The 22,085-nt window shown below is 58.1% G+C and carries 12 protein-coding genes; 6 read left to right on the top strand and 6 right to left on the bottom strand.

What is annotated here, in order from left to right; all coding sequences use genetic code 11:
• Positions 1–11: 11 nt before the first annotated feature.
• The 3 genes from RY113_RS00140 to RY113_RS00130 form a co-directional block, all read right to left on the bottom strand.
• Positions 12–1,229: a pyridoxal phosphate-dependent aminotransferase gene (locus RY113_RS00140; RefSeq protein ID WP_315912874.1), complete on the bottom strand. Its 1,218-nt coding sequence runs from the start codon at positions 1,227–1,229 to the stop codon at positions 12–14.
• Between the two features lie 92 nt (positions 1,230–1,321).
• Complete coding sequence (locus RY113_RS00135) at positions 1,322–2,281, bottom strand: ABC transporter substrate-binding protein (protein WP_146213078.1); 960 nt, start codon at positions 2,279–2,281, stop codon at positions 1,322–1,324.
• 39 nt (positions 2,282–2,320) lie between these two features.
• The gene (locus RY113_RS00130) at positions 2,321–4,273 is read right to left on the bottom strand and encodes a beta-galactosidase (RefSeq protein ID WP_315912873.1); all 1,953 of its coding nucleotides are present in this window, start codon (positions 4,271–4,273) and stop codon (positions 2,321–2,323) included.
• Positions 4,274–4,478: 205 nt separating this feature from the next.
• Between RY113_RS00130 and RY113_RS00125 the strand changes: the two genes are divergently transcribed.
• The gene (locus tag RY113_RS00125; protein ID WP_245932280.1) at positions 4,479–5,498 is read left to right on the top strand and encodes a LacI family DNA-binding transcriptional regulator; all 1,020 of its coding nucleotides are present in this window, start codon (positions 4,479–4,481) and stop codon (positions 5,496–5,498) included.
• Between the two features lie 89 nt (positions 5,499–5,587).
• Here the strand turns inward: RY113_RS00125 and RY113_RS00120 are convergent, their stop codons facing one another.
• The gene (locus tag RY113_RS00120; protein WP_315912872.1) at positions 5,588–6,502 is read right to left on the bottom strand and encodes a BadF/BadG/BcrA/BcrD ATPase family protein; all 915 of its coding nucleotides are present in this window, start codon (positions 6,500–6,502) and stop codon (positions 5,588–5,590) included.
• Between the two features lie 17 nt (positions 6,503–6,519).
• Between RY113_RS00120 and RY113_RS00115 the strand changes: the two genes are divergently transcribed.
• From RY113_RS00115 to corA, 3 genes are all read left to right on the top strand, one after another.
• The gene (locus RY113_RS00115; RefSeq protein WP_315912871.1) at positions 6,520–7,551 is read left to right on the top strand and encodes a nitronate monooxygenase; all 1,032 of its coding nucleotides are present in this window, start codon (positions 6,520–6,522) and stop codon (positions 7,549–7,551) included.
• 215 nt (positions 7,552–7,766) lie between these two features.
• Entirely contained in the window at positions 7,767–8,282 is a 516-nt protein-coding gene (locus RY113_RS00110) for an Lrp/AsnC family transcriptional regulator (protein ID WP_315912870.1), read from the top strand.
• A 42-nt stretch (positions 8,283–8,324) separates the two neighbouring features.
• A complete protein-coding gene (corA, locus tag RY113_RS00105) occupies positions 8,325–9,320 on the top strand; it encodes a magnesium/cobalt transporter CorA (RefSeq protein WP_110107260.1) in 996 nt (331 codons plus the stop codon).
• A gap of 45 nt (positions 9,321–9,365) precedes the next feature.
• Here corA and RY113_RS00100 read toward each other — a convergent pair whose 3' ends face one another.
• Complete coding sequence (locus RY113_RS00100; RefSeq protein WP_315912869.1) at positions 9,366–10,652, bottom strand: GNAT family N-acetyltransferase; 1,287 nt, start codon at positions 10,650–10,652, stop codon at positions 9,366–9,368.
• A gap of 205 nt (positions 10,653–10,857) precedes the next feature.
• On the opposite strand from RY113_RS00100, the gene RY113_RS00095 reads away from it, so the two are divergent.
• Positions 10,858–11,487, top strand: a complete 630-nt coding sequence (locus RY113_RS00095; protein WP_315912868.1) for a malonic semialdehyde reductase — start codon at positions 10,858–10,860, stop codon at positions 11,485–11,487.
• Between the two features lie 325 nt (positions 11,488–11,812).
• A complete protein-coding gene (locus RY113_RS00090) occupies positions 11,813–16,309 on the top strand; it encodes a family 20 glycosylhydrolase (protein ID WP_315913321.1) in 4,497 nt (1,498 codons plus the stop codon).
• 991 nt (positions 16,310–17,300) lie between these two features.
• Here RY113_RS00090 and RY113_RS00085 read toward each other — a convergent pair.
• Positions 17,301–21,884, bottom strand: coding sequence for an endo-alpha-N-acetylgalactosaminidase family protein (locus RY113_RS00085; protein WP_315912867.1), 4,584 nt, complete (start codon positions 21,882–21,884; stop codon positions 17,301–17,303).
• Positions 21,885–22,085: the final 201 nt, after the last annotated feature.

Genomic DNA, 22,085 nt, shown 5'->3' with positions numbered 1-22,085 from the left:
GTGGGCCTTTCCTAGGGTTTGTACGTGCTCAGGAACTCAGCAATCCGCCCAATGGCTTCTTCTAAATCCAAGACATTGGGTAGTGTGACGAGGCGGAAATGATCTGGCTGGGTCCAGTTGAACGCCCGCCCGTGAGAGATGAGGATCTTTTGTGACTCCAATAGGTCCAAAGCGAACTTCTCATCATTCTTGATGGGGTAAACCTCCGGGTCAAGCTTGGGGAACAAATACAGTGCGCCCTTGGCCTGGTTGACGGAAACTCCCGGAATATCATTGAGCATACGGTAGGCCAGATCTCGCTGGTCGCGCAGCCTCCCGCCGGGCAAGATCAAATCCGTGATGCTCTGATGACCACCTAGCGCTGTTTGGATGGCATGCTGACCTGGCGCGTTGGCGCACAAGCGCATGTTGGCCAGCAAGTTAATGCCTTCCAGATAGTCCGCGGCAGCCGCCTTCGGTCCGGAGATCGCCAACCAGCCTGAACGGTACCCACAGATCCGGTACGCCTTGGACAAACCACTGAAGGTCATGCACAAAACATCGTCTCCGGTGAGGCTGGCCGTATTGATGTGGACGGCGTCGTCATAGAGGATCTTCTCGTAGATTTCGTCAGAGAACACCACCAGATCATGTTTGCGCGCCAGATCAACCATGCCCTGAACAATGTGTGCCGGATACACCGCTCCGGTGGGGTTGTTGGGGTTGATAATGACAAGGCCTTTGGTCCTTGGCGTAATTTTTGACGCCAAATCCTCAAGGTCCGGCCACCACTCATTGGACTCATCACACAGGTAGTGAACCGGCCGGCCACCTGCAAGGCTTACGGAGGCCGTCCACAGCGGATAGTCCGGGGTAGGAATCAACACCTCATCACCGTTATTCAACAATGCCATTAGGGAGAGCGTGATGAGTTCACTCACCCCGTTTCCAAGGTAAACGTCATCTACATGAATGTTCTGAATACCACGCGTCTGGTAGTACTGCACTACCGCGGTACGGGCGGAGAATATTCCGCGGGAATCCGTGTACCCCTGGGCGTGGGGTAGATGGCGGATCATGTCCACCAAGATGGCATCGGGAGCTTCGAATCCAAAGGGAGCCGGGTTACCGATGTTCAATTTCAGTATCCGGTGACCTTCAGATTCCATCTGCTGGGCTTTCGCCAGCAGAGGTCCACGGATGTCGTAGAGAACGTTGTGAAGCTTGGTGGATTGGGTAAATTCTGCCATTTAACCAATATGGCACATCCAGGCCCCGCTTTTCCGCTGGAACCAACGCGGCGGGCGGGCCAATGCCAATCAAGTGGCCTGTTGGTCCGGCGTCAGGAGCCTGCTTTTACCAAGCCCACTTGAATCAGCCACGCGGCAGCTGCTTCAGATGAATTGGCGAAGTGGCGGTCCTGCGCGAGCCTGTTGAGATTCGCCAGCTCGTCCGTGGTCAGCGCGGCACTGACCTTATTCAGAATCCCCTGGGCGGCAGCGGAAACCTTGGAATTGCTGACCAGCGGCACAATATTTTGTTCCAAGAACAGTTTTTTGGTGTCAGTGAGCACCACTAGCGAGTTATCGTCAATGGCCGGTGCAGAAATATGGATATCCGCCACTTGAATGTCATCTCTTAGCAACGCCCACAAGACGTCATCACGACTGCCGTCAAAAAGCGGTTTTAACACCACAAACTTTTTCGGCACGCAGTTGTAATCGGTGCCCAAACCTACCAGTCCCCGGCCGCTGTTTTGAAAGTCGGCGGTGCCTCCCAGCAGCAATTTGTTGCAAACTTTGGTAAGGTCCGCAATGGTTTTGAGCTGGTATTTTTCTGCCGTTTCCGCCGTGACCACCAAGCTGTCACCGACAATGGCCTTGGCCGGATCCAACACGCTGATGCTCTCCGGCAGGACTTCTTGCAAGGCGCTCAGAACGTCCGCAGGAGTCTCTGGAGCAACACTTGGAACGGCTGCAGACAAGAGCTCGCGCGAGTAAGCCGGGACAATGTCTATGCTGCCAGCTATCAAGTTGGACCATGCATCCTGGGCCGACCCCGGGGTTGTCCCCACCTCAGCTTTAATTCCTGCAGCCTTGAGCGCCGCCGCATACGCATGACCCACCAGTTCACCCTCTTGGGCATTTACACCAGAGGGTGAGATCAGTGGCTCAATCCGCAGTGCTGGCACATCAGTGCTCATCGAGGCGCTTGGGACGCTCACAATCGGTTCAGGAGTGCACGCTGTCAGCGTCCCGAGCAGAAGGCACGCACTCAACGTGGCAATCAGCCTCTTGCGCACCTGTTACTCCCTGCTAGATTGACTGCTGCTAACTGGGTCTCACCCCAAATCCTCAACATACGTTACCCCGATAAGGCCCAAATTGGGTTCCTCGTGAAGTTCCGCATGGGTTCCACCATGTTCGAACTCAAGCACTGTGATCTTGTTGGCACCAGCTTTCAGCAGTGGCGCCGGAACATACAGTGTCACTTGCGGTCCCACTTCCCAGAAGCGGCCCAGCAAGAAGCCATTGACCCAGACCACACCCTTGCCGAAGCCGGGCAGGGAAAGATACGTATCAGCAGCTTTCTCGATCCGCAGTTCACCGTGGAAATATCCAGCCCCGGCGCCATCAGTGGCCGCGGACCCGTCCGTGGCAGGGTTTTCCTTGGTGCCGGAAGAATTGGGGCTTTCCGGGTTATCTGAACTGTCCTCCGCCGTACCTACCTGGAGCAATTCTGAGAGTGGCTTTTCCAAGTTCACTGGGCGCTGGTCCCATTGGAAGATGTAACGCTGATTGATCAAAACACCATCCAGGATGCCCTTACCCTGCCCGAAGAAGGGTCCGTAATTGATACGCCCCTGGTTCTCCACCAAAATTTCCACTGCTGCCAGGCCTCCTGCAGTGGTAACTTTGACGCCTTCTTCGCAAGTAGCGTCGGTCAGAACTCCTTGGTATTTCCCGTCCACCCACACATAGGCGCGGTCGTGCAAGTCACGGATCTTAATGGTGGCCTCACCCACGGGCAGAACGGCCTTGGCACTGTAGTGGACCAACCCGCGGTCCAGTCCGAGTTTTTCAAAGGACATGGGTTTGATGCTGTGGACGGGTTTGATGGCACGCACAAAATCTAGCAATGCTGTGCCGCGGGTCAGCTCGAAGGTGCAGGCGGGGATCACAGCGCCCGGCCGTTCCAAGTGCACGGGGATGGGTGTCAGTTCACGCCCCGATGCGGCGAAAAATGCTTCCCGCATTGCATAAAACTTCTCTGTCAGCCGGCCATCTTCAGCGATTGGCGCATCAGAGTCGTAGCTGGTGACAGTGGGCTGGATGGCTCCATCATGGTTTGCCCCGGAGGTCAGCCCAAAGTTTGTGCCACCATGTGCCATGTACAGGCAGATGGAACCGTCAAGATCAAGGATCTTTTTAGCCTCGGCAGCCGCATCCACGCCTCCGCGTGTGTGGTGATCCTCTCCCCAGTGGTCAAACCAACCGTTCCAAAATTCGACGTTGAAGAAGGGCTCGCCGGGACGCCTGCGCTGCCATACAGCATCCGCTTCCTCGCCACGGGAGCCTAACGTTGCCGTTGCCCAAGTGTCAGGCAGGGAGCCGCCGTCAAGGTAGTAGTCGGTGCCGCCGTCGGCCGTGAAAAGAATTTCCGTGATGCCGCGGTCCAGCAACGCCTTACGGTTCCAGCGCAGGTACTCTTTGTCATCACCGTAGCTGCCGTATTCGTTTTCAATCTGGACCGCCACTACCGGCCCGCCATGGCACGCTTGCAACGGCTCAATGATGGGCAGCAACTGATCAAACCACTTCTCCACAACGCCGGTGAACAAGGGATCAGAAGAACGCAACACCATCTCGGGATCAGAAACCGCCCATGAGGGGAATCCGCCATTGTCCCATTCGGCACAGATGTAGGGGCCGGGACGCACTATGACATCAAGTCCGGATTCGCCAGCTAACGTGATGAATTTGGCGAGGTCTTTCCAGCCGGTGAAGTCCGGGGCCACATCCTCATAGGGCTGGTGGAAGTTCCATGCAACGTAGGTGTCCAAGGTGTTGATACCCATGGCAACCAGCCGGTCAATTCTGTCTTGCCATTGTTCCGGATGAATCCTGAAGTAGTGGATGGCGCCGGCAATAATGCGGTGAGGCTGTCCATATTTGAAGAGCAAGCGAGCCGAGTAGCTCAATGCGGGCGCTGGCCTCGCAGGCGGGAAGTTCTCTTCTACCAAAGTGGCTTCCGAACTACCGGCCATCTCTGACGAGGTCATGAACGTGGACAACTAAACTCCTGGCACTAAGGATCCGTCACAGAAAAAACAACTCTGTTATGGATAACAATTTAAGCCGATCAAACCCGATTCATGAATCACGAAACGCCATCGCCAGCTGAATCCAAGCTATGTTACATGATAACAACTAGGCTTGCAGACAAACCGAAGCTAATGCTCCACGCTGGCTGCCAGCTTCCCCACCCCAAGGAAATCCATGAGCACCCATCAATTTGAGCGCGGTCCGGCAATGCGAGACGTCGCGGCAGCAGCGGGCGTGTCCGCGCAGACGGTATCCCGGGTGCTCAATGAGCATCCCAACGTTCAAGAAAGCACACGCCGGCGGGTAATGGCCGTTGTTGACGAGCTGGGCTACCGAAGGAACTACACCGCCCGGGCCTTGGTTACAGGGCGGTCAAAGACCATTGGCGTTCTGACCTTGGCTACCAATAATTACTCACGCTCATCGCTCTCGCTGGGTGTTGAACTGGGAGCCCGCGAAGCTGGCTACACCGTGAACTCGGTGACGTCCAGCCTGAGTGCACAAAGCGTCATCGACGCGGTGAGCCGCCTGGTTTCCCAAGGAGTGGACGGCATCATCATTGCCGCACCGCTCCAAGAAGCCGTGGAGACGGTGGAAAAAATCACGGCAAGAATCCCCACCGTCAACACTGACGGATCCTCCGGGATGGGCGATCGCATGGTTGGCGTTGATCAGGACATGGCAGCAGTCCTGGCAACCCGGCACCTGTTGGAGTTGGGACACAAGACGGTTTGGCATGTGGCCGGACCTGCTGACTGGTCTGACGCTTCAAGCCGCCTGCAGAGCTGGCGACGAACGCTCCAAGAGGCCGGCCGGGAAGTTCCCCCGGAGTTGCACGGAGACTGGAGCCCGGAGTCCGGCTACCGCAATGGACTAATTTTGGGGCGGATGCCCGAGGTCACAGCAATTCTTGTGGCGAGCGATGAAATGGCCTTTGGTGTTATCCGGGCGCTGAGCGAACTTGGCCGGCGCATTCCCGAAGACGTCTCAGTGGTAGGCATTGATGATATTGACCTGGCCGAATTTTCAAACCCGCCACTAACTACCATCCGTCAGTCCTTTGAAGATACGGGCCGGCGCGCTGTGCAACGGCTCGTTGCCCAGATCACTAATCCAGAAGCGGTCAGCAGTCAGGACATCCTCAAACCCACACTCATTGTGCGGGCAAGCACCGCACCACCGCCGGCCGGCTAGAAGGCCCCAAGTTTGAGCGCTCCGGGTCTGCGCTAGTTCCTGTCCTGTGCGAGCCGCAGGCCGGGCCCGCACCCAAGGCCAGGCCCGCGCTAGTTCCTGCCCTGCGCGATCAGGAGTGGGATGCCAAAAATGGGATCTTGGCGCAAAATTTGCACCTCACCCATCCCCCGCGAAGCTGCGTGGGAGGCGACTGCGGCTTGCAAGGCTGGCACATTGCTGCCTAAGCCGCTGCCCAGCACAAGCGGGCCCGTCAGGTTCAGCGCCGTGGCAACTTCGGCTGCCAACCCGGCCAAATCTGATCCTGCACGGTCCACCAGTTCCAGTGCGTGTTCATGGCCGCTTTGCGCTGCCGCGAAGATCACCGGTGAGGCAGCCGCCCAATAGCGCCTGGTTGTACCCTGATGGAAATGGGCAATGAGTGATTGGGGCTCGCTCAGTCCGCAATACTTGAGCAGCCCGGCCGTCAGCGCATCGACGTCCTTGCCTGCGTCCATGCGCCGCAGGCTGTACCTGACAGCCTCGCGTGCCAACCAGTATCCGCTTCCCTCATCCCCCAGCAGGTAGCCCCACCCACCAGCGCGGGCTTGCTCTCCTGCCTCGTTGATCCCCCAAGCGGCGGAGCCTGTCCCGGCAATCACGGCAACTCCGAAGCTCAGGCCTGCCGCCGCCAGCAACAGCCGGGTGTCATGCACCACGTCAATCTGGGCACCCGGCACAAAAGGAGCAATGAGTTCCCTGAGTGCGCGGGCATCGCTGTCCGTATCAACACCCCCAGCACCGGCAAGGAGCCGGCTCGCCCCGTCCACATCCAGTGCGGCGAACAATGCTGCCATGTTCTCTACGGCGGTTTCCCGGCTAACATTCTGAACGTTGGTGCTGCCTACGCTGGCGTCACTACTGATAATGCCGTCCGTCCAGACGATGCCTCGCGTTTTCGAGCCGCCAATGTCCAGCCCAACAAAGCGCGATGGGGCAGAGGAAAAGTTCAAGGGGTTTTTGTCCACACACCTAGACTAATGCCATGTTCATCACACCCTTGATTGCCGCACCCATGGCTGGCGGAACCACGACGACGGAACTCGCCTTGGCTGCCCAAGGTGCTGGCGCCTTTGCCTTCGCCGCCGGAGGCTATAAGACTGCTGACCAGCTCGCCGCACATATTGCCCCCTTGCGGGCCACAGGACTTGACTTTGGTGTGAACTTATTTGTTCCCCGGGATGATCCCTTGAGTGCACGTGGCGTGGCTGCTCTTTCCGCGTACCGGACCTCCCTGCGCTCCACCGCACAGCGCTACGGGGCGCAGTTGCCCGCCGTGGCACCGGATGAGGACAAAGTGCAAGACTATTGGACCGAGAAGATGGCCCTGCTCTTGGCAGATCCAGTTCCGCTGGTCAGTTTCACTTTTGGCCTGGCGTCCAACGAAGTGGTGGCCAGCTTGCACAAGGTTGGCACCCGGGTGGCTGCCTCCGTGACGAACGTGGCTGAGGCTCTCGCGGCTGGCGCTACGGGTGTGGATGCTCTGATTGTTCAGCACGCAGGTGCGGGTGGGCACACCGCCGCTTTCCTGCCGTCAAAAGCGACGCCACCCGATGCCAGCGGTACGCTGGCCCAGCTGGTTGCCGCAATCGGGGCGGCTGTGAGCTTGCCGTTGGTAGGCGCGGGCGGCGTCAGCGGCCCCTCTGATGCCAAAGCCGCTTTGGCCGCCGGAGCTGTTGCGGTGGCAATTGGAACTGCTCTCATCCGCACCGATGAGAGTGGCGCCCGGCAGCTCCACAAGGATGCCTTGGCAGACCCGTTCTACACCGAAACCGCCATGACACGGTCCTTTACCGGCAAGCCGGCCAGGGCGCTGGTCAACGAGTTTGTCCGTGAGCACACCGCCTGCGCACCTGAGGCTTATCCCGAGGTTCACTTCCTGACCGCGCCCCTGCGCAGCGCTGCTGCCGCCGCGCAAGATCCCCGCGCTGTGAACCTCTGGGCCGGGATCGGTTGGAAATCGGCGCAGAGCGGGCCCGCAGCCGCGGTAGTGGGAAGTTTTCTGCACGAACTCTAATTATCTCCACGAACCTCGAGTGAATAGGCGCCACCAGCGGCCGCACCGCTGCCCACCCCACTCCGGCGCCGGGCTGATGCTTACGCTGGGCCGGCGCCGGGCTGCGCTACAGCTGGGCTGATAGCCCAATTGTTCGGGAATTTGCTAGAATGGCGAACTTACGGACGGCATTTTTGCCGACATTTCCGACAGCCACGCATACCTTGGAGGATCCCATGGCATCAAACGCGAAGAACGTTCGGCGCGACACGGCTCAGGCGGGTCTCCATGCGGAACCCTTGGACGCCGTCGACCGGCAGATCATTGACACGCTAGTGGCGGATGCCAGGATCACTAACCGGGACCTTGCCGACGCCGTGGGAATTGCCCCGTCCACAGCCCTGATGCGCACCCGGGCCCTCATGGAACGTGGCGCCATCGAAGGCTTTGAAGCGAAGCTGAACCTCGCCTCGATTGGTAGATCCGTGCAGGCCCTCATAGCCGTTAGGCTGCGCGCTCATGACCGGGACCAGATTGACACCTTTACAGCGCGGGTCCCGCAGCTTCCCGAGGTGCTCTCGACGTTCCACACCTCTGGTTCCGTAGATTATCTGCTGCATATTGCCGTCCGAGACACCGACTCTCTGCGTGACTGGGTTCTGGATAACCTCACCACCGACCCCGTTGTTGGTCATACTGAGACCACCTTGGTGTTCAAACACATGCCCGGCCACGCGGGTCCGTTGAACTAGCTTCGGAACACTTTTACCGCTCACCTCACCCATAATAGGCAGGTGAGCATTATTGATAACGCCGTATACGTTGACGGCTTGCGCTTTGCCAATCCCAACAGCCTAGATCAGACCTACGAGGTTATGGATTCTTGCGACGGCATGGCCTGGATAGGCATTTTCCGTCCCGACGCAGCTGAGATGCAATCGCTCGCTGCAGAATTTTCGCTACACGAGCTGGCTGTAGAAGATGCGATCAAAGCCCATCAGCGGCCCAAACTGGAACGGTACGACGACGTCCTCTTCACCGTGCTACGGCCCGCCAGATACTTTGATGAGACCGAGGCTGTGGAGTTCGGTGAGCTTCACATTTTTACCGGCAAAGACTTTGTCATCACCATCCGCCATGCCGAAACACCAGGACTGGCTTCAACCAGATCCCGGCTCGAGTCAGATCCGGATTTACTGGCGCAAGGTCCCGAAGCCGTGCTGTACGCCATCTTGGACCAGGTTGTGGATGACTACAAGCCCGTAGTCCAGGGTCTGGAAAACGATATCGACGAGATTGAGGACCAGCTTTTTTCCGGCGACCCCCACGTCTCACGGCGCATTTATCAACTGTCCCGGGAAGTCACCCAATTCCAGCGCGCCATCCACCCACTGCGGGGCATGCTGGAAAAACTCAAAAACGGATTCGAGAAATACCACGTCAACGTTGAGCTGCAGCGCTTTCTGCGCGATATAGAAGACCACATTGAAATTGTCACCGCCCAGGCCGACTCCTTCCGTGATCTCCTGCAAAATGCCCTGATCGTGGACGGGACCCTGACCACCAACCGTCAAAATGAAGCCAGCGCAGCCGAAAATCAGCAGATGAAGAAGATCTCATCCTGGGCCGCCATCTTATTTGCCCCCTCCTTTGTGGGATCGGTGTACGGCATGAACTTTGAGAACATGCCGGAGCTTCACTGGAGCCTGGGCTACCCCTTTGCCCTGGCCTTGATGTTCCTGGTGGGCCTTGTCATGTATCTCATCTTCAAAAAGAAGACCTGGCTTTAGTCCGGGCTGTGCCTGCTAAGGCTGTGCTGTGGTGACCTGTGCCGCTTAGGTCCTAGCCAGTGCTGCGATGTCATCAAGGAAGCTTTCAGCCACGGCATCACTGACGGTGGCCGTGGTCTCACCAATGGTTTCTAGGTAGTTCTCTGTCACCGGGCCACGGCGGCCGGTGAGTGGCGCGCCGTCGGCCATGGCCTTCTCCAGCGCTCGCTGGGAGGCGCTGCGGGCAGCGAACTCAATGTCAGCCGGGGAGAATCCGGCGCTGGCCCCCACCAGCGCCTGTACGTCAATCTCCGCCACCACATGGGCCGGAATGAAGCGGTTCCACATAGCAGAGCGAGCCGCCTCATCAGGGAGTCCGATGGGGATCACGTAATCGAAACGGCCGTGGCGCAGGAACGCGGAATCCAGCGAGCGGATGAAGTTGGTTGCACACACCAGCAGCCGACCAGGCTGGTCGCGGAACGCCGGAATAATTTTCAGCAGCTCATTGGTGACACCCTGCATGGGCGACGGCGGCTCGCCGGACCGCCGCGAGGCGATCTCTTCCACCTCATCGATGAACACAACTACGTGCTCCAACTCCGCAATTTCCAGGAACGTCTGGCGCAGGGCACCGGCCAAGCCGCCGGGCTCCCCTGCCAGCCGGGACGGAAAGACTTCCACAAAAGGCCATTCAAGACGGGACGCAATGGCCTTGGCAAAGGTGGTTTTTCCCGTTCCTGGAGGACCAAAAAGAACGACGGCGCGCGGCGGCACCACTCCGAATTCCTCCGCAAGCTCCGGCTCTGCCAAAGGCAGAACAAGCCTTCGCTCAAGTAATTCCTTCTCTGCCGTCATGCCCGCAACACGGTCCCAGAGGTCCCGTGGCAGAACCCTTCCGCCAAGCTCGTCCAGTGCGCCGCGCTCTGCCCGCTGGACCGGGATCCGCCGTTCAAAGTAGCGCAGATTCTTCTTCACCACGAACCCTCGGTTGGTGAAAGCCTCTACCCGCGTTTGGGTCTCAGGCATGAGTGCGGAGAGTTTATTCAGGCCATGGGCTTCCATCCGGTTCTCCACAGCGGCCAGAAGCATGGTGCCAATGCCGCGCCCACGGAAGCTCGGCACGGTGGCTAGGAAAACGATCCAGCCTTGATCGTGAGCGGCCCTGGCAACCGCGGCGCCAATGACCTGTTCGCCTTGTACCGCCACCACGGCATGGTCCTTCTCGCAGGAAGCAAGAACTTCGGAAAGATCATAGACAGGCGCCACATCACTCTCACGCAGCGACTGCCACAGGGCAAGGATGCCTTCAACATCTTGTGAATGAAAATCCCGGATTGTCCATGCGCTCATGTCCCTGCCGCTCCTTTGCGTTAGCCAGTGAATGCATCATGGCACGCCCCGCCTCATCAGAGAAATTGTTGCGACGCTCACTTTGGAGCTGCCCCGAGCTCTGAGGCAACGCCCTGTGGTTAACTTCACGCCGTTTCTGGAAACAAAACCCGCTCCAGCAACGCTAAATCCAAATGAGAACATTTTCCCCACAGAAAGTTGCATCATGACCATCGAGATAACCCGCGAATTCGACCTGGACAGCGAACTCATCCTAGACAGTGATGCTGCAGCGGCCCTCTTTTTGGAGGCTCGCACGGCCAACAGCTGGGCTGATGAACAGATCAGCGACGAGACGCTGCAGGCCGTCTATACGCTGACCAAAATGGGCCCTACTGCCATGAACATTCAGCCGTTACGCATCGCCTGGATCCGATCCAGTGAAGCCCGCGCGCAATTGGTTGAGCACATGAATGAGGGCAATAAAGTCAAGACCCTCGCCGCCCCCATGGTTGCCGTTCTGAGCTACACCAACGAATGGCACAACCTGCTTGAGCGCACCACGCCGCACATGGCCTCAATGGCTCCCACCTTTGAAAAAAACCTTGATAGCCGCAATACCATGGCAGTTACCAATGCGCATATGCAGGCCGGGTACTTCATTCTTGCTGCGCGTGCAGCAGGCCTTGCGGCAGGACCCATGACAGGATTCGATGCCTCAGGAGTTGACGCCCACTTTAATGCAAATACCTCTTGTAGCGCATTCATGGTGGTGAACTTGGGCAAGCCCAGCGGTGTTATCGATCGCCAGCGCCTTCCCCGGCTGGATTTTGACTCCGCAACCGTAACGTTGTAATAATCTATTTCAAGTTTCTAACCTCGTTATGAAATTGTCTTTCACACGACACGTTGTCCTCCTTTTTCATCGAGGACAACGTGTTTTTTTGCATTACTGCGCTAAATTTCGGCAATTTTCAGTTTTCCCAAGGCGGTAGCAATGACATATTTTCATAGGATAGAAACCCTCACTTCCCTAAGTCTGCTAGTTAATCAACGCACGCGTGCGGCGTTGCTCTCCACGAGGCCGGTCACACTCTTTCGCTTTACCATTGCTATGGATAACATGGGTCACGTGTGACCTGTATCTCCAAAATTCAGCGAAGGATGAACTCGTGCGTTCCATGTGGAAAAAGACTCTGGCCATGGCGGTGGTGGCACCTGCCATGCTGCTGTCAATGGCGGCACCGCCCGCGCTGGCTGCCCCGGGCGACCCCGTATCAACTAATCTCGCTCTGGCTTCCGCCGGTGCAACCGTCACCTCCTCCGGTGACGAATCCGTCGGGAGCAACGGCCCCGACCTTGCCATCGACGGCGGCGACACCACCCGGTGGTCCTCAGAGCACTCCGACACTGCACAGTTGACGGTGAAACTGGCCAAACCTGCCGCAATTGACAAGATTGTCATCAAGTGGGAGAAGGCATGCGCAGCCCAGTACAAGCTGCAGGTCTCCACTGACGGCGTGAGCTTTGTAGATGCCACGGACGTGATCTCCCGCGCCAACTGCGCCCCGGAGACGCCCGACACCCAGACCATCAAGTCTTCCCTGGCTGGCACAAAGTACCAGTTTGTGCGCATGCAGGGCATCGCCCGTACTCCCATCGCGGGAAACAAGTGGGGCATCTCCCTCTTTGAAATGGAAGTGTGGGGCGTCCCGGCAGCTCCCGCCCAAAACATTGCACTGGCTTCAGCCGGGGCAACCGTCAGCGCCTCCGGCCAGGAAGTAGCCGGCCAGTGGGGCCCCGCTCTGGTCATTGACGGAGATACCGACAGCACCAAGCCCAATGCACAGCAGTCACGCTGGTCTTCCAACACCGCTGACAGCGCCAACATCACTGTGAAGCTAGCCGCCCCTACTGTCATTGATCACGTGGCCATCGTGTGGGAAAAGGCTTGTGCTGCGAAGTACAAGCTGCAGGTCTCAACCGACGGCATCACTTTTGTGGATGCCACCGACGTAATCGCCCCAACATGCAACACGCGCGACGTGCAGAAGCTCAAAGCCGGTGTTGCCGCCAACGCGTACCAGTATGTTCGTATGCAAGGCATTGAGCGCACCCTCATTGGGGGCCAGAAATACGGCATCTCCTTGTGGGAGTTTGAGGTCTGGGATGGCGAAGAAGTCGCCACTCCAGCACCTGTGTCAGAGCCCGTCAACCTGATCCCGTTGCCGGTCAATATGGAAACACCTGACGAGGCGCCGTTCAAGCTGGGCGCAGGTTCACGCATCGTGGCCAACAACGCCGTGACCGCGAAGAGTGCCTCCTTCCTGGCCGAGCTCTTCCGCACCTCCACAGGTCTGGCCCTGCCGGTAGTGAATGGCAGCACCGGCGATGCCGATGACATCGTATTGCTCCAGACCCCTGGTGACATCCCTAATCTGGGTGCTCAGCTCCAGGCGGAGGCATACACGCTCAGCGTCGACGCGCTCACAGGTGCCAAGATCACCGCAGCCACCGACGATGGCATCTTCAACGGTGTCCAGACACTGCGTCAACTTTTCCCGGCATTCATTGAGTCCAAAACCAAGGTCAACGCCACTTGGACGGCTCCTGCCGTGGAAATCTCCGATGCCCCCCGCTTCGACAAGCGCGGCATGATGCTAGATGTCGCCCGCGAATTCAAGAACCCTGACGAAGTCAAGGCCATCATTGATTCGCTGGCTTCCTACAAGATCTCCACACTGCATATGCACCTCGCAGATGATCAGGGCTGGCGCATCGAGATCACCAATGAGGGCAAAGTAGCTGGCGATGACATCGACTACAACCAGCTGACTGAGATTTCCGGCAAGGGCGGCATGACTCAGTTCAACCGCACCTACATGGACCTCTTGGGTAACACTGGCTTCTACACCCAAGCTGAATACAAGGACTTGGTAGCCTACGCCGCCGATCGCCACATTGAGATCATTCCTGAGATTGACGTCCCCGGCCACACCTCGGCCATTCTGCACGCCATTCCGCAGCTCAACACCGCTGGAACGAAGCCGAACGTTGACGAGTGGGGCGTTGTTCCCGAAGATGGAACCGGCAACGTTGGTACGTCCACCTTGGATGTTGCTGCCCCGCAGACCTGGACGTTCCTGGAACACGTCTTCGGCCAGATCGCCGAGATGACCACCAGCGAATACATCCACATTGGTGGCGACGAGTCCCATGTGACGGGCCACGACAACTACGTGGAGTTCATCACCAAGGCAGTGAAGCTCATCCACGATTTGGATAAGAAGCCCATTGGTTGGAACGAGGTCGCCATTGGTGGTCTGGAGGCCGGGGACGGCATTCAGTACTGGACCGGCGGCACCGCCGACACGCTGAGGGCCATCAAGGACAAGGGCGCCAAGCTCATGGTTTCCAATGGCTCCACGGCGTACCTGGACATGAAGTACAACGCCAAAACCCCGATTGGCCTGACGTGGGCCGGCATGGGCGACTTCCCCAAGTACTACGACTGGAATCCGGCTGCTGTCGTCAAAGATGGCACCACCAATCTCCCCGATTCAGCCATCCTGGGCGTTGAAGCCCCGCAGTGGTCCGAGACCATTCGTGGCGGCAAGCAGACTGAATTCATGGTCTTCCCGCGCGTAATTTCCTTCGCTGAAGTTGGCTGGACGCCTCAGGCAAAGCGAAACGTCAATGACTTCAAGGTCCGCATGGCCTCCATGGGTTCGCGCTTGCTGGCTGCCGACACCAACTTCTATGACGGCAACCAAGCCAAGTGGACCCCCGCCATGGCAGGCTTGCCGGTGGCAGTCTCCCCCGGCAAGAGCCTGAAGCTTGACGTTGGCCAGCTGGCAGCCCCCGGCACCAAGGCTTCTGCCGATGGCGCCACTATTGCTGTCGATGCTGTTGATGACGCCGACGGCGTGAGCGCCTCGAGCATCTTGGGGAACTTGGGCGTAAGTGTCAACTGGGGCGATGGCTCAGCCGCCACCCCGGCAACCTTTACGGCTAACACAGCCCGTAACCACATGTCCGCTGGCAGCCTTTACCAGCTGCAGGGCACCCACAGTTATGCGAGCGCAGGGACCTTCACCGGAACGCTGACCGCTTCCAACGGCACAACCGCACAGTTCACCGTGGTTGTTGCTGCTGGTACGGCAGATCCCAAGCTCCCCTATGTTTGGGATTCGACTCAGACCCCAACGTTGTCCACAACAGCAGCCACTGTTCGTGCCGGTTACCGGGCCCTGACCACTTTGACAGGGTTCGTTCCTGGTGAATATGTGACTCTCAACCTGGGCGGCAACAAGGTTGGTACCGTCCTTCCTGATGCCGAAGGCAAGGTAACACTGCAGATGCCGGTGTACCCGAGCACTTATGGCGGCAAGAACACCCTCACGGCCACTCAAGGTGAGCGCACTGCCAGCACCACATTGAACGTCGAATCAAATATGGTTCCACTGACGAACAAAATCACGCAGAGCGAGATCAAGATCGCCTCAGTATCCTCCGAGGAACTGACGGGTGAAACAGCCCCCAACGGACCTGCTGCGGCGCTCCTTGATGGCAAGAAAGAAACTTTCTGGCACACCAAGTGGTCAAGCCCTGCCGGTAATTTCCCACACTCAGTGGTCTTTGACCTGGGCAAAAACTACGACGTGACGGGCTTTGAGTACACTCAGCGCCAGTCAAACACCAACGGCAAGTTCAAGGACTACGAACTCTATGTATCCGAGAACACCACCGATTTTGGCACCAAGGTAGCCAGCGGTTCATTCTTGGACGTGAGCCGTCCGCAGGTCATTGACATTGCCGGGAACAAGGTTGGCCGTTACGTGAAGCTGGTTGGTCTGAACTCCGTTGAAGGCAATAACTTCGGTGGCGGTGCAGAAGTAAACATTGGCGGTGTCCTCCCGGGCACCACTGAGCCCACCACGGACCCGACAACGGAACCCACCACCGAGCCCACAGTAACGGCGTCACCCTCGGTTGAGCCCACGGTAACGGCCTCACCCTCGGTTGAGCCCACAGCCACCACGGACCCGACAACGGATCCCACCACGGATCCGACGGTAACGGCCTCACCCTCGGTTGAGCCCACAGCCACCACGGACCCGACAACGGATCCCACTGCCGACCCGACGGTAACGGCCAGCCCCTCGGTTGAGCCCACAGCCACCACGGTGCCCACAACCACCACGGAGCCGACAGTAGATCCTTCTACACCCGCAGACGGTGCACCCACAGCAGTTTTGAGTGATGCATCGGTGGCCCCGGGCGAGGAACTGACCATTACGGGCAGTAACTTCAAGCCAGGCAGCACGGCCACCTTCACACTGCATTCGGATCCCATTGTTTTGGGCACCGCAATTGCAAACAGCGAAGGAATCGTTTCCCTCAAGGTCACGCTGCCTTCCACTGTTACCCCGGGCGTTCACACCGTTATCATCACGGGACTGGGCAGCAACGGTGAAGCCGCCGAAGCAAGTGTCAAGTTGACCGTGGTAGCTGCTGCTAGCTCCACCAGCAGCACGCAAGCAGGCAATTCCAACAATGACGACCTCGCCTCCACCGGTGCAGGTACTACGCCGTTCCTCTTGGGCGGACTGTTGTTGGTTGTGGCTGGTGCGTTTACGCTGATCAGCCGCCGCAAGCGGAAGTCCTCACACGCCTAACCTTCGGGTTTAGGCGGCATTAGAATAGTGCGGGTCCCGATGACATGTGTCATCGGGACTCGCACTATTTTTATGCTCTTAGAGCTTCCACCCCGTGGTTCCAAAAGACATAGCCAAGCAGTTTTGCAGCTTGATGTGCTCTTGCAATCATCCACTGATGTTTGCTGGCGCCAGCCACTTCAAGCACGGCTAAAAGTCGGTGCTGGAAGGTTTCAAGTCAAGCGGTATCAAGGCGAGGTAGTTAGCCGTTAGCTTGCATTATTCTTTCGATAGTTTCTGCTGGCTGGGTGACTTTCCGGTGTGCGGAGGTAGTTGTTAAGTTCGGAGGCCTGTCGACAGGCCTCCGAACTTAACAACTACCTCCGCACCGCCCTCATCAAGTGGCTCATGCCGCTGAACTTGTGCAGTGAATACTCCCCCGGTTGGGCTGCGCCGCAGGTGTCCGCATTCGTGCACACCGCGACCCTACTGACCTAGATTTGGGGTTCTCCGCAAGTAGTGGACACAGGGTCTGCCTCACACTGCTTGCGGGGCCCCGGGTGTGGGCAACCGGCGAGACGTCGGTCCAACCAGAGCACAGTCAGGAACTACCCTGAGATCTATCCTGACGTACTTCAACTAAAAATAGACCAGGCCATAACGACTGGTTCCTGATTCTCCCCAAACGTGGTCAAGCCAACTTACTGTCACCGTGGAAGTGCTCCAGCCCGCCATTGCAGGGACCCCAAGCACCGCCCCTGAATGCAGCGTGACAGTCCACGCCGCCGGCACCAAAGATGTGCCGGCATGGAAGCCTTGATCGTCACCGATGCCGGTTAGTCACAGGATATTGAGATGGGCCACGAGCGCCTACCCCACACCCAAGAACTGTCTATCGCGGTTGGTAGGTCTCTCACCAAAATCCTTGTTGCGACCAACGCAGAAGGGCCCTGCGCCACCGTATATACGGTGGCGCAGGGCCCTTCTGAGTTTTGCGGCTTAGCCTATGGGCCTACCCGATCCTGCGTCCACGGCCACGCTGGCGCAGTCCCACAACCAACCCGCCAGCCAGGAGCAGAAGTGCCGCGAAGGAAGCCAGTACGGCAGCGTTACTACCCGTGCTCGCCAGATCGTCACCTGAATCGGTAGCTGTCGACGTTGCAGTGGCGGTCGACGCCGCGGTGGCAGTCGTTCCCGGCTTAGTCGGCTCAGTCGTTCCCGGCTTAGTCGGCTCAGTCGTTCCCGGCTTAGTCGGTTCCGTTGTGGGCGGCTTAGTCGGTTCCGTTGTGGGCGGCTCGGTGACTTCTGCTGCTACAACCGTGATATCCAGTGATCCGGTAGCGGCTTGACCGGCCGGGTTGGTTCCGTTGACTCGTAAGGTGTAGTCACCCAGAGCACTCTCAGCTGGAATACGAGTCTTCAGCACAGCATTGCCGTCCGCATCGGCCGTGGCCTGCTCAGAGTCGCCAGGAGCAAGACTCAATGCAGCAGCGCTGCCCGATTCCAGTGCGAACGTGACATCACTGCCCGGTTTGAGGTCCGGTACAGTCACGGTGAAGGCGCTGCCCGGGTGCAAAGCCCCGGTGCCTTCTCCAAGGGCTGGGCTCAATGCAGCCGCTTCACTGACATCTGCTTCACGTTCGCCAGGTTCAAAACCAACCGGCGGGGTGATGACAGGCTCCTCACCATTGGTCCCGTAGACACGCATTTCTGCGGCTGCGGCAAAGCCCAAACCGTTGTGGGCGTTGAGGCCCTCAAACTTGACGTAGCGTGCAGTCTTTCCTGCCGGGATGGGCAGAAGCTGCATTTGCACACCGGTAGTCAGGCTTCCCGAGGCAACAGCGGTGCCCCAGGTGACGCCGTCGTTAGATACATAGAGCTTGTAGTCCTTGATGCGACCATTGTCTCCACCATCCTGGCGGCCTTGGAACCCAACGCCTGTCAGGGTGTAGTCCTCGGAAAGGTCAAACACCACCGAGTGCGGGTACGGACTGCTGGCAGTGTCGTATTTGGAGTGCCAGATGGTGGAAACATTTCCGTCAAGGACATTACTGACGGGGCCTTCGGCGCCTGTTGCCGCCTGCTGGGAGTCCGTGGTCACCTTGAGCTTGTTCAGCGGAACCATGCCGGTTGACTGCACCGGAAGGGAGATCTGCTCGGAGACATGCTTGGTGATGTTCTCGTTGAAGTACACGGCCGCTGCCGTCACAGGCGTTGAGGTACCGCCAGCGTTAGCGGCCGGAACGACAACCCAGGTGGTGGATACGCTTGCACCCTCAGCTACCGAATCGAAAAGGTTTCCGTTCTGGTTCTTGACCAAGAACGTCCAGCCTGCCGGCGGGGTGCCCAGGCTCAATTCAACGTTGGTGGCAGCAGTTGCTTCAGTATTAGTGAAGGTCGTAACAATCTCGGCAGGTACCTGGGGGCTAAGTGCTGGCAACGCGCCAACCTTAATAGTGGCGCAACCGGGCTGGTTGGCGGCGGGGCCAAGGTCCCGTACCACCATGTTGTCCATCACCATGTCTGTTGATCCGCTGCCAATGCGGCGCAGTCCAACCCATGCGGAGTCGCAGCCAGCTACAAACTTGCTGGAGAAACTCGTCGTCGCAAGGGCAGGAGTAAGCGTAACTTTATTGATTTCCTTTGAGATAACAGCGGATCCGGTCATCTCATCTGCGCCCGTCACCCACTGCCATTGCGAGGCACCGTTGGACTGGTAGTCAAAGGTGATCTCGTATTCATGCCCAAACGCGAACGGCAAAGTTACAGGAGTCGAACGGTAAATCAGGCCTGCACGCTCGTTGTGAGCCTTGAGTGAGTGAGTGCCGCCCTTTTCGGTGATGACGTCATCAACCTGGCCTGTACCCTTCCATGCCTTCTGAGTGAACGGTGCATGGAGCTGGCTGATGCTCGTCTGCGGATCTGAGAGCCCGCCGTTGTTGCCCTTGAAGAACGGGCCCCAACCGGGCTGATTGCCTTCGAAATCCTCAGTGAAGACCACATTGCCACCGATGGCCGGCAACGTAGTGGGGACAATAGCCAGCGGCTTGGTCATGAGCGTGTTCAACGGCGCATCGGTCATGACGCGGACGTCGTCGATGGTTACCTTGGCGGCACCTGCTGCGGCAGAAACCTCAATCTTCACCGTACCGTTGGCCGGGGCGGTGAAGGTCAGCGGGGCCCGCTGTGAGTACGTTTCGCTCTTGGAATCAGAGGCCATGCGGTTCTGTGCCGGGGTGATCGCGAAGGAGTTCTCCGCGGATAGCCCTGAGCCGGTTGCCTTCAGCGTTGTTGCACGGCGTTTGCCCTGCTCAATCTCAATGTTGGCGCTGACTGTGTACTTTTTGCCCGCAGTCAGTCCGGTCACGGTCTGGGAAATGGACGACGCCGAGTCCCCCAGCACCGCTACATTGTCACCGATCGCTGTGCGCTGGGCCTGTGCGCCACCTGTGGCACCCCAGGCGCTCAGGTTTCCGGTATTGAAACCGGGGTCAACGAGTCCTGAATCTGCACCGTAGTTAGCTGCAGGCTGGGGAGCCTTGCCGCCAACCGGAACCAGTACGTAAGCGGTGCCTGCTTCTGCGGTCAGCGTGACCTTACCGGCAGCTGCGGCAACGTCGGAGACTTTGACCCGGCCGTTGTCCGTGAGCTTGAACAGTTCAAGGTTGGTGTTGCCAGCAAAAGTGGCGGGGAGATCGAACGTGGCAGTTCCTCCCGCAGCGTTGTAGTGGTAGAGCTTGGTGGCCTTATTGGGATTTGAGACGGTGTCCGGATCCGCTACATCTTGCCACGGGATCAGGTATTTGTTGCCGTCAATGACAAGCTTTCCGTCGAGGGTGACCTTGCGGACACCGCCCACCATGTCAATGGCTACCTTGTGCCCGTCAGAGTCTTCGAGCTTGGCCGAGGTACCAGCATTCCACTGTGTGAGTTCGTAGTGCTGGAGGAACTTGGTGGGAAGGTTATCACTCCATACCTTGGAATAGGTGGCGTTAAAGTCCTTCTGGCCTGACCAGCCTTCATAGTCCTTGACTACCTGGCCACCGAGCAGCGGATCAATGTTCCACAAGTCGCGGTCTGAGTTGGCGATGAAGCGGATCATCTGTGAGCTGATGCCCTGATTTCCACCATAGTTTTTGTCATTGGCCCAGTGGGACCAAATGGAGTTGTTTTCAAAACGCGAGGCATACTCGGTAGTGATTTCATAGCCCATCTTCTGCAGGTTATTGGCTAAACCATCGGCCATCGCCCCGCTTTCCAGGTAGGCGTCTATGTAGAGACTCTTGACTCCGGGAACGGTGTCCTTCAGCTCCTGAAAGCGGTCAAGGACGTTGCCCGATCCGAGGTCATGAGGCATGTCGATGAGGTACGCGCTGTTGAGCCAATCCCAGCCTCCGCGACGGGTGCCAATGAGCTCTTCGTTGAAATACTGTGCCTGCGCGTAGGCCTCTGTGGCGTTGACGTGAACACCAAACTCGGCATTATAGTTTGAGCCCTCATTGACCAGGGTGTTGAAGTCTCCTGCGCCACCGGCTCGGGTATTGATGTCATTACCGTAGTCGGGGTGAGCTGCATCGTGGCCCTCACTTTGGTATCCCTTTTCCAAAATCCACTGCCCGAGGTTGTCAGTAGCCATGGAGAAACGTTTGACGTTATCCAAGGTCTTCAGGAAGGGGTTGGTGGCTGCACTACCGAAGTTAAAGGGGATGCGGGAGACTACCCTGTCAGGAATTTTATCTGAGCCCAAGGGCTTTTCAGAGTTCTTGCGGAAGGCAATGGCTGCATCCTGCCAGTCCACAGAACCGGAAGCATTCACATCACCGGCAAGAACTACAGTGGCCTGCGGCAAATCAAAGGTGGACACGCGGGGGTCCGTGGCGCCGACGGGGTGGTAGGTGAAGGTGCCAGGTGAGAGTGAGGCTACCTTTGCCCCTGCCGCGCCGTTCTGAATCTCCGATAACAGGCGCTTGTTCCACTCGTTGTTGCCTGAATCTTCCGTGGCGTTAGTGATGATGCCTGCGGCCAGATCGGAGGTGTTGACAAAACCGTAGGGTGTTCCAACCGCGGCGGCATCTACCGGACTACCTGCGGTGACGGACAGGATTTTGTCCTTGTTGGTGGTGGTGTCGTCCGTGTTCTCCGTCCGGGCCAAGGTGGCGCCGGACTCGGTGGAGCTGACTGAGAGGACGGAGTGGCCTGGAATGGACAGAGTATTTAGGGTAGCTTCGCCGGCGCCCGTGACCTTTATGACCTTGAATTCAACCGTGTTGGCTGCCGTAACAGTAATGGTCGAGGTGATGACAAGCGCCGGATCTGCAATGGTGGAGACGTAGGTGGCGGTAGCTCCAGTGACGCTCACAGTGGTGGTGGCCGTTTTAGACTGGCCATTAACCAAGAAGGTTGCTAGCGGCTTGCTCTGCCCACCAATGACTTTTCCATCAAGAGTGTAGGAAACCACCTGAGGAAAGGCATCGCCCACGGCAACGTTCAGACCTTGGCCATTGCTCAGTGAGAGCGTGCTGGCATCCCCCGGAGCGGCCGATGCCGTAGTGGCAAGGCCCACGGCAGTCGAGGACATGATGGCCAGCGCTGTCATTGTTGCGAGTGTACCGCGCCAATAACCCGACCTGTGTTTTTGCGCAGAATTTCTCCTGTGCCGTTCATTGTTCTGAGCCATTAATCCACCCTTTTTGGGACAGTTCCCGCTCCGTAGTCAGCGAAAATACCGCTGAGCCACCCAGTGATCCCTGCACTCTACTTGTTATGGATAACACTCTATAGAGTGACCGGCATTACA

The organism is Arthrobacter sp. lap29 (assembly GCF_032458965.1).
GTDB lineage: Bacteria > Actinomycetota > Actinomycetes > Actinomycetales > Micrococcaceae > Specibacter > Specibacter psychrochitiniphilus.
The sequence above is the reverse complement of the archived record's forward strand: the minus strand, read 5'-3'. Positions and strand labels throughout refer to the sequence as shown.

What these genes read in the sequence shown, in the direction of transcription:
- RY113_RS00110 (WP_315912870.1), top strand. Translation starts at nt 7,767, where the DNA reads ATGGCATCAAACGCGAAGAACGTTCGGCGCGACACGGCTCAGGCGGGT.
- RY113_RS00115 (WP_315912871.1), top strand. Translation starts at nt 6,520, where the DNA reads ATGTTCATCACACCCTTGATTGCCGCACCCATGGCTGGCGGAACCACG.
- RY113_RS00140 (WP_315912874.1), bottom strand. Translation starts at nt 1,229, where the DNA reads ATGGCAGAATTTACCCAATCCACCAAGCTTCACAACGTTCTCTACGAC.
- RY113_RS00085 (WP_315912867.1), bottom strand. Translation starts at nt 21,884, where the DNA reads ATGACAGCGCTGGCCATCATGTCCTCGACTGCCGTGGGCCTTGCCACT.
- RY113_RS00100 (WP_315912869.1), bottom strand. Translation starts at nt 10,652, where the DNA reads ATGAGCGCATGGACAATCCGGGATTTTCATTCACAAGATGTTGAAGGC.
- RY113_RS00090 (WP_315913321.1), top strand. Translation starts at nt 11,813, where the DNA reads ATGTGGAAAAAGACTCTGGCCATGGCGGTGGTGGCACCTGCCATGCTG.
- RY113_RS00095 (WP_315912868.1), top strand. Translation starts at nt 10,858, where the DNA reads ATGACCATCGAGATAACCCGCGAATTCGACCTGGACAGCGAACTCATC.
- RY113_RS00125 (WP_245932280.1), top strand. Translation starts at nt 4,479, where the DNA reads ATGAGCACCCATCAATTTGAGCGCGGTCCGGCAATGCGAGACGTCGCG.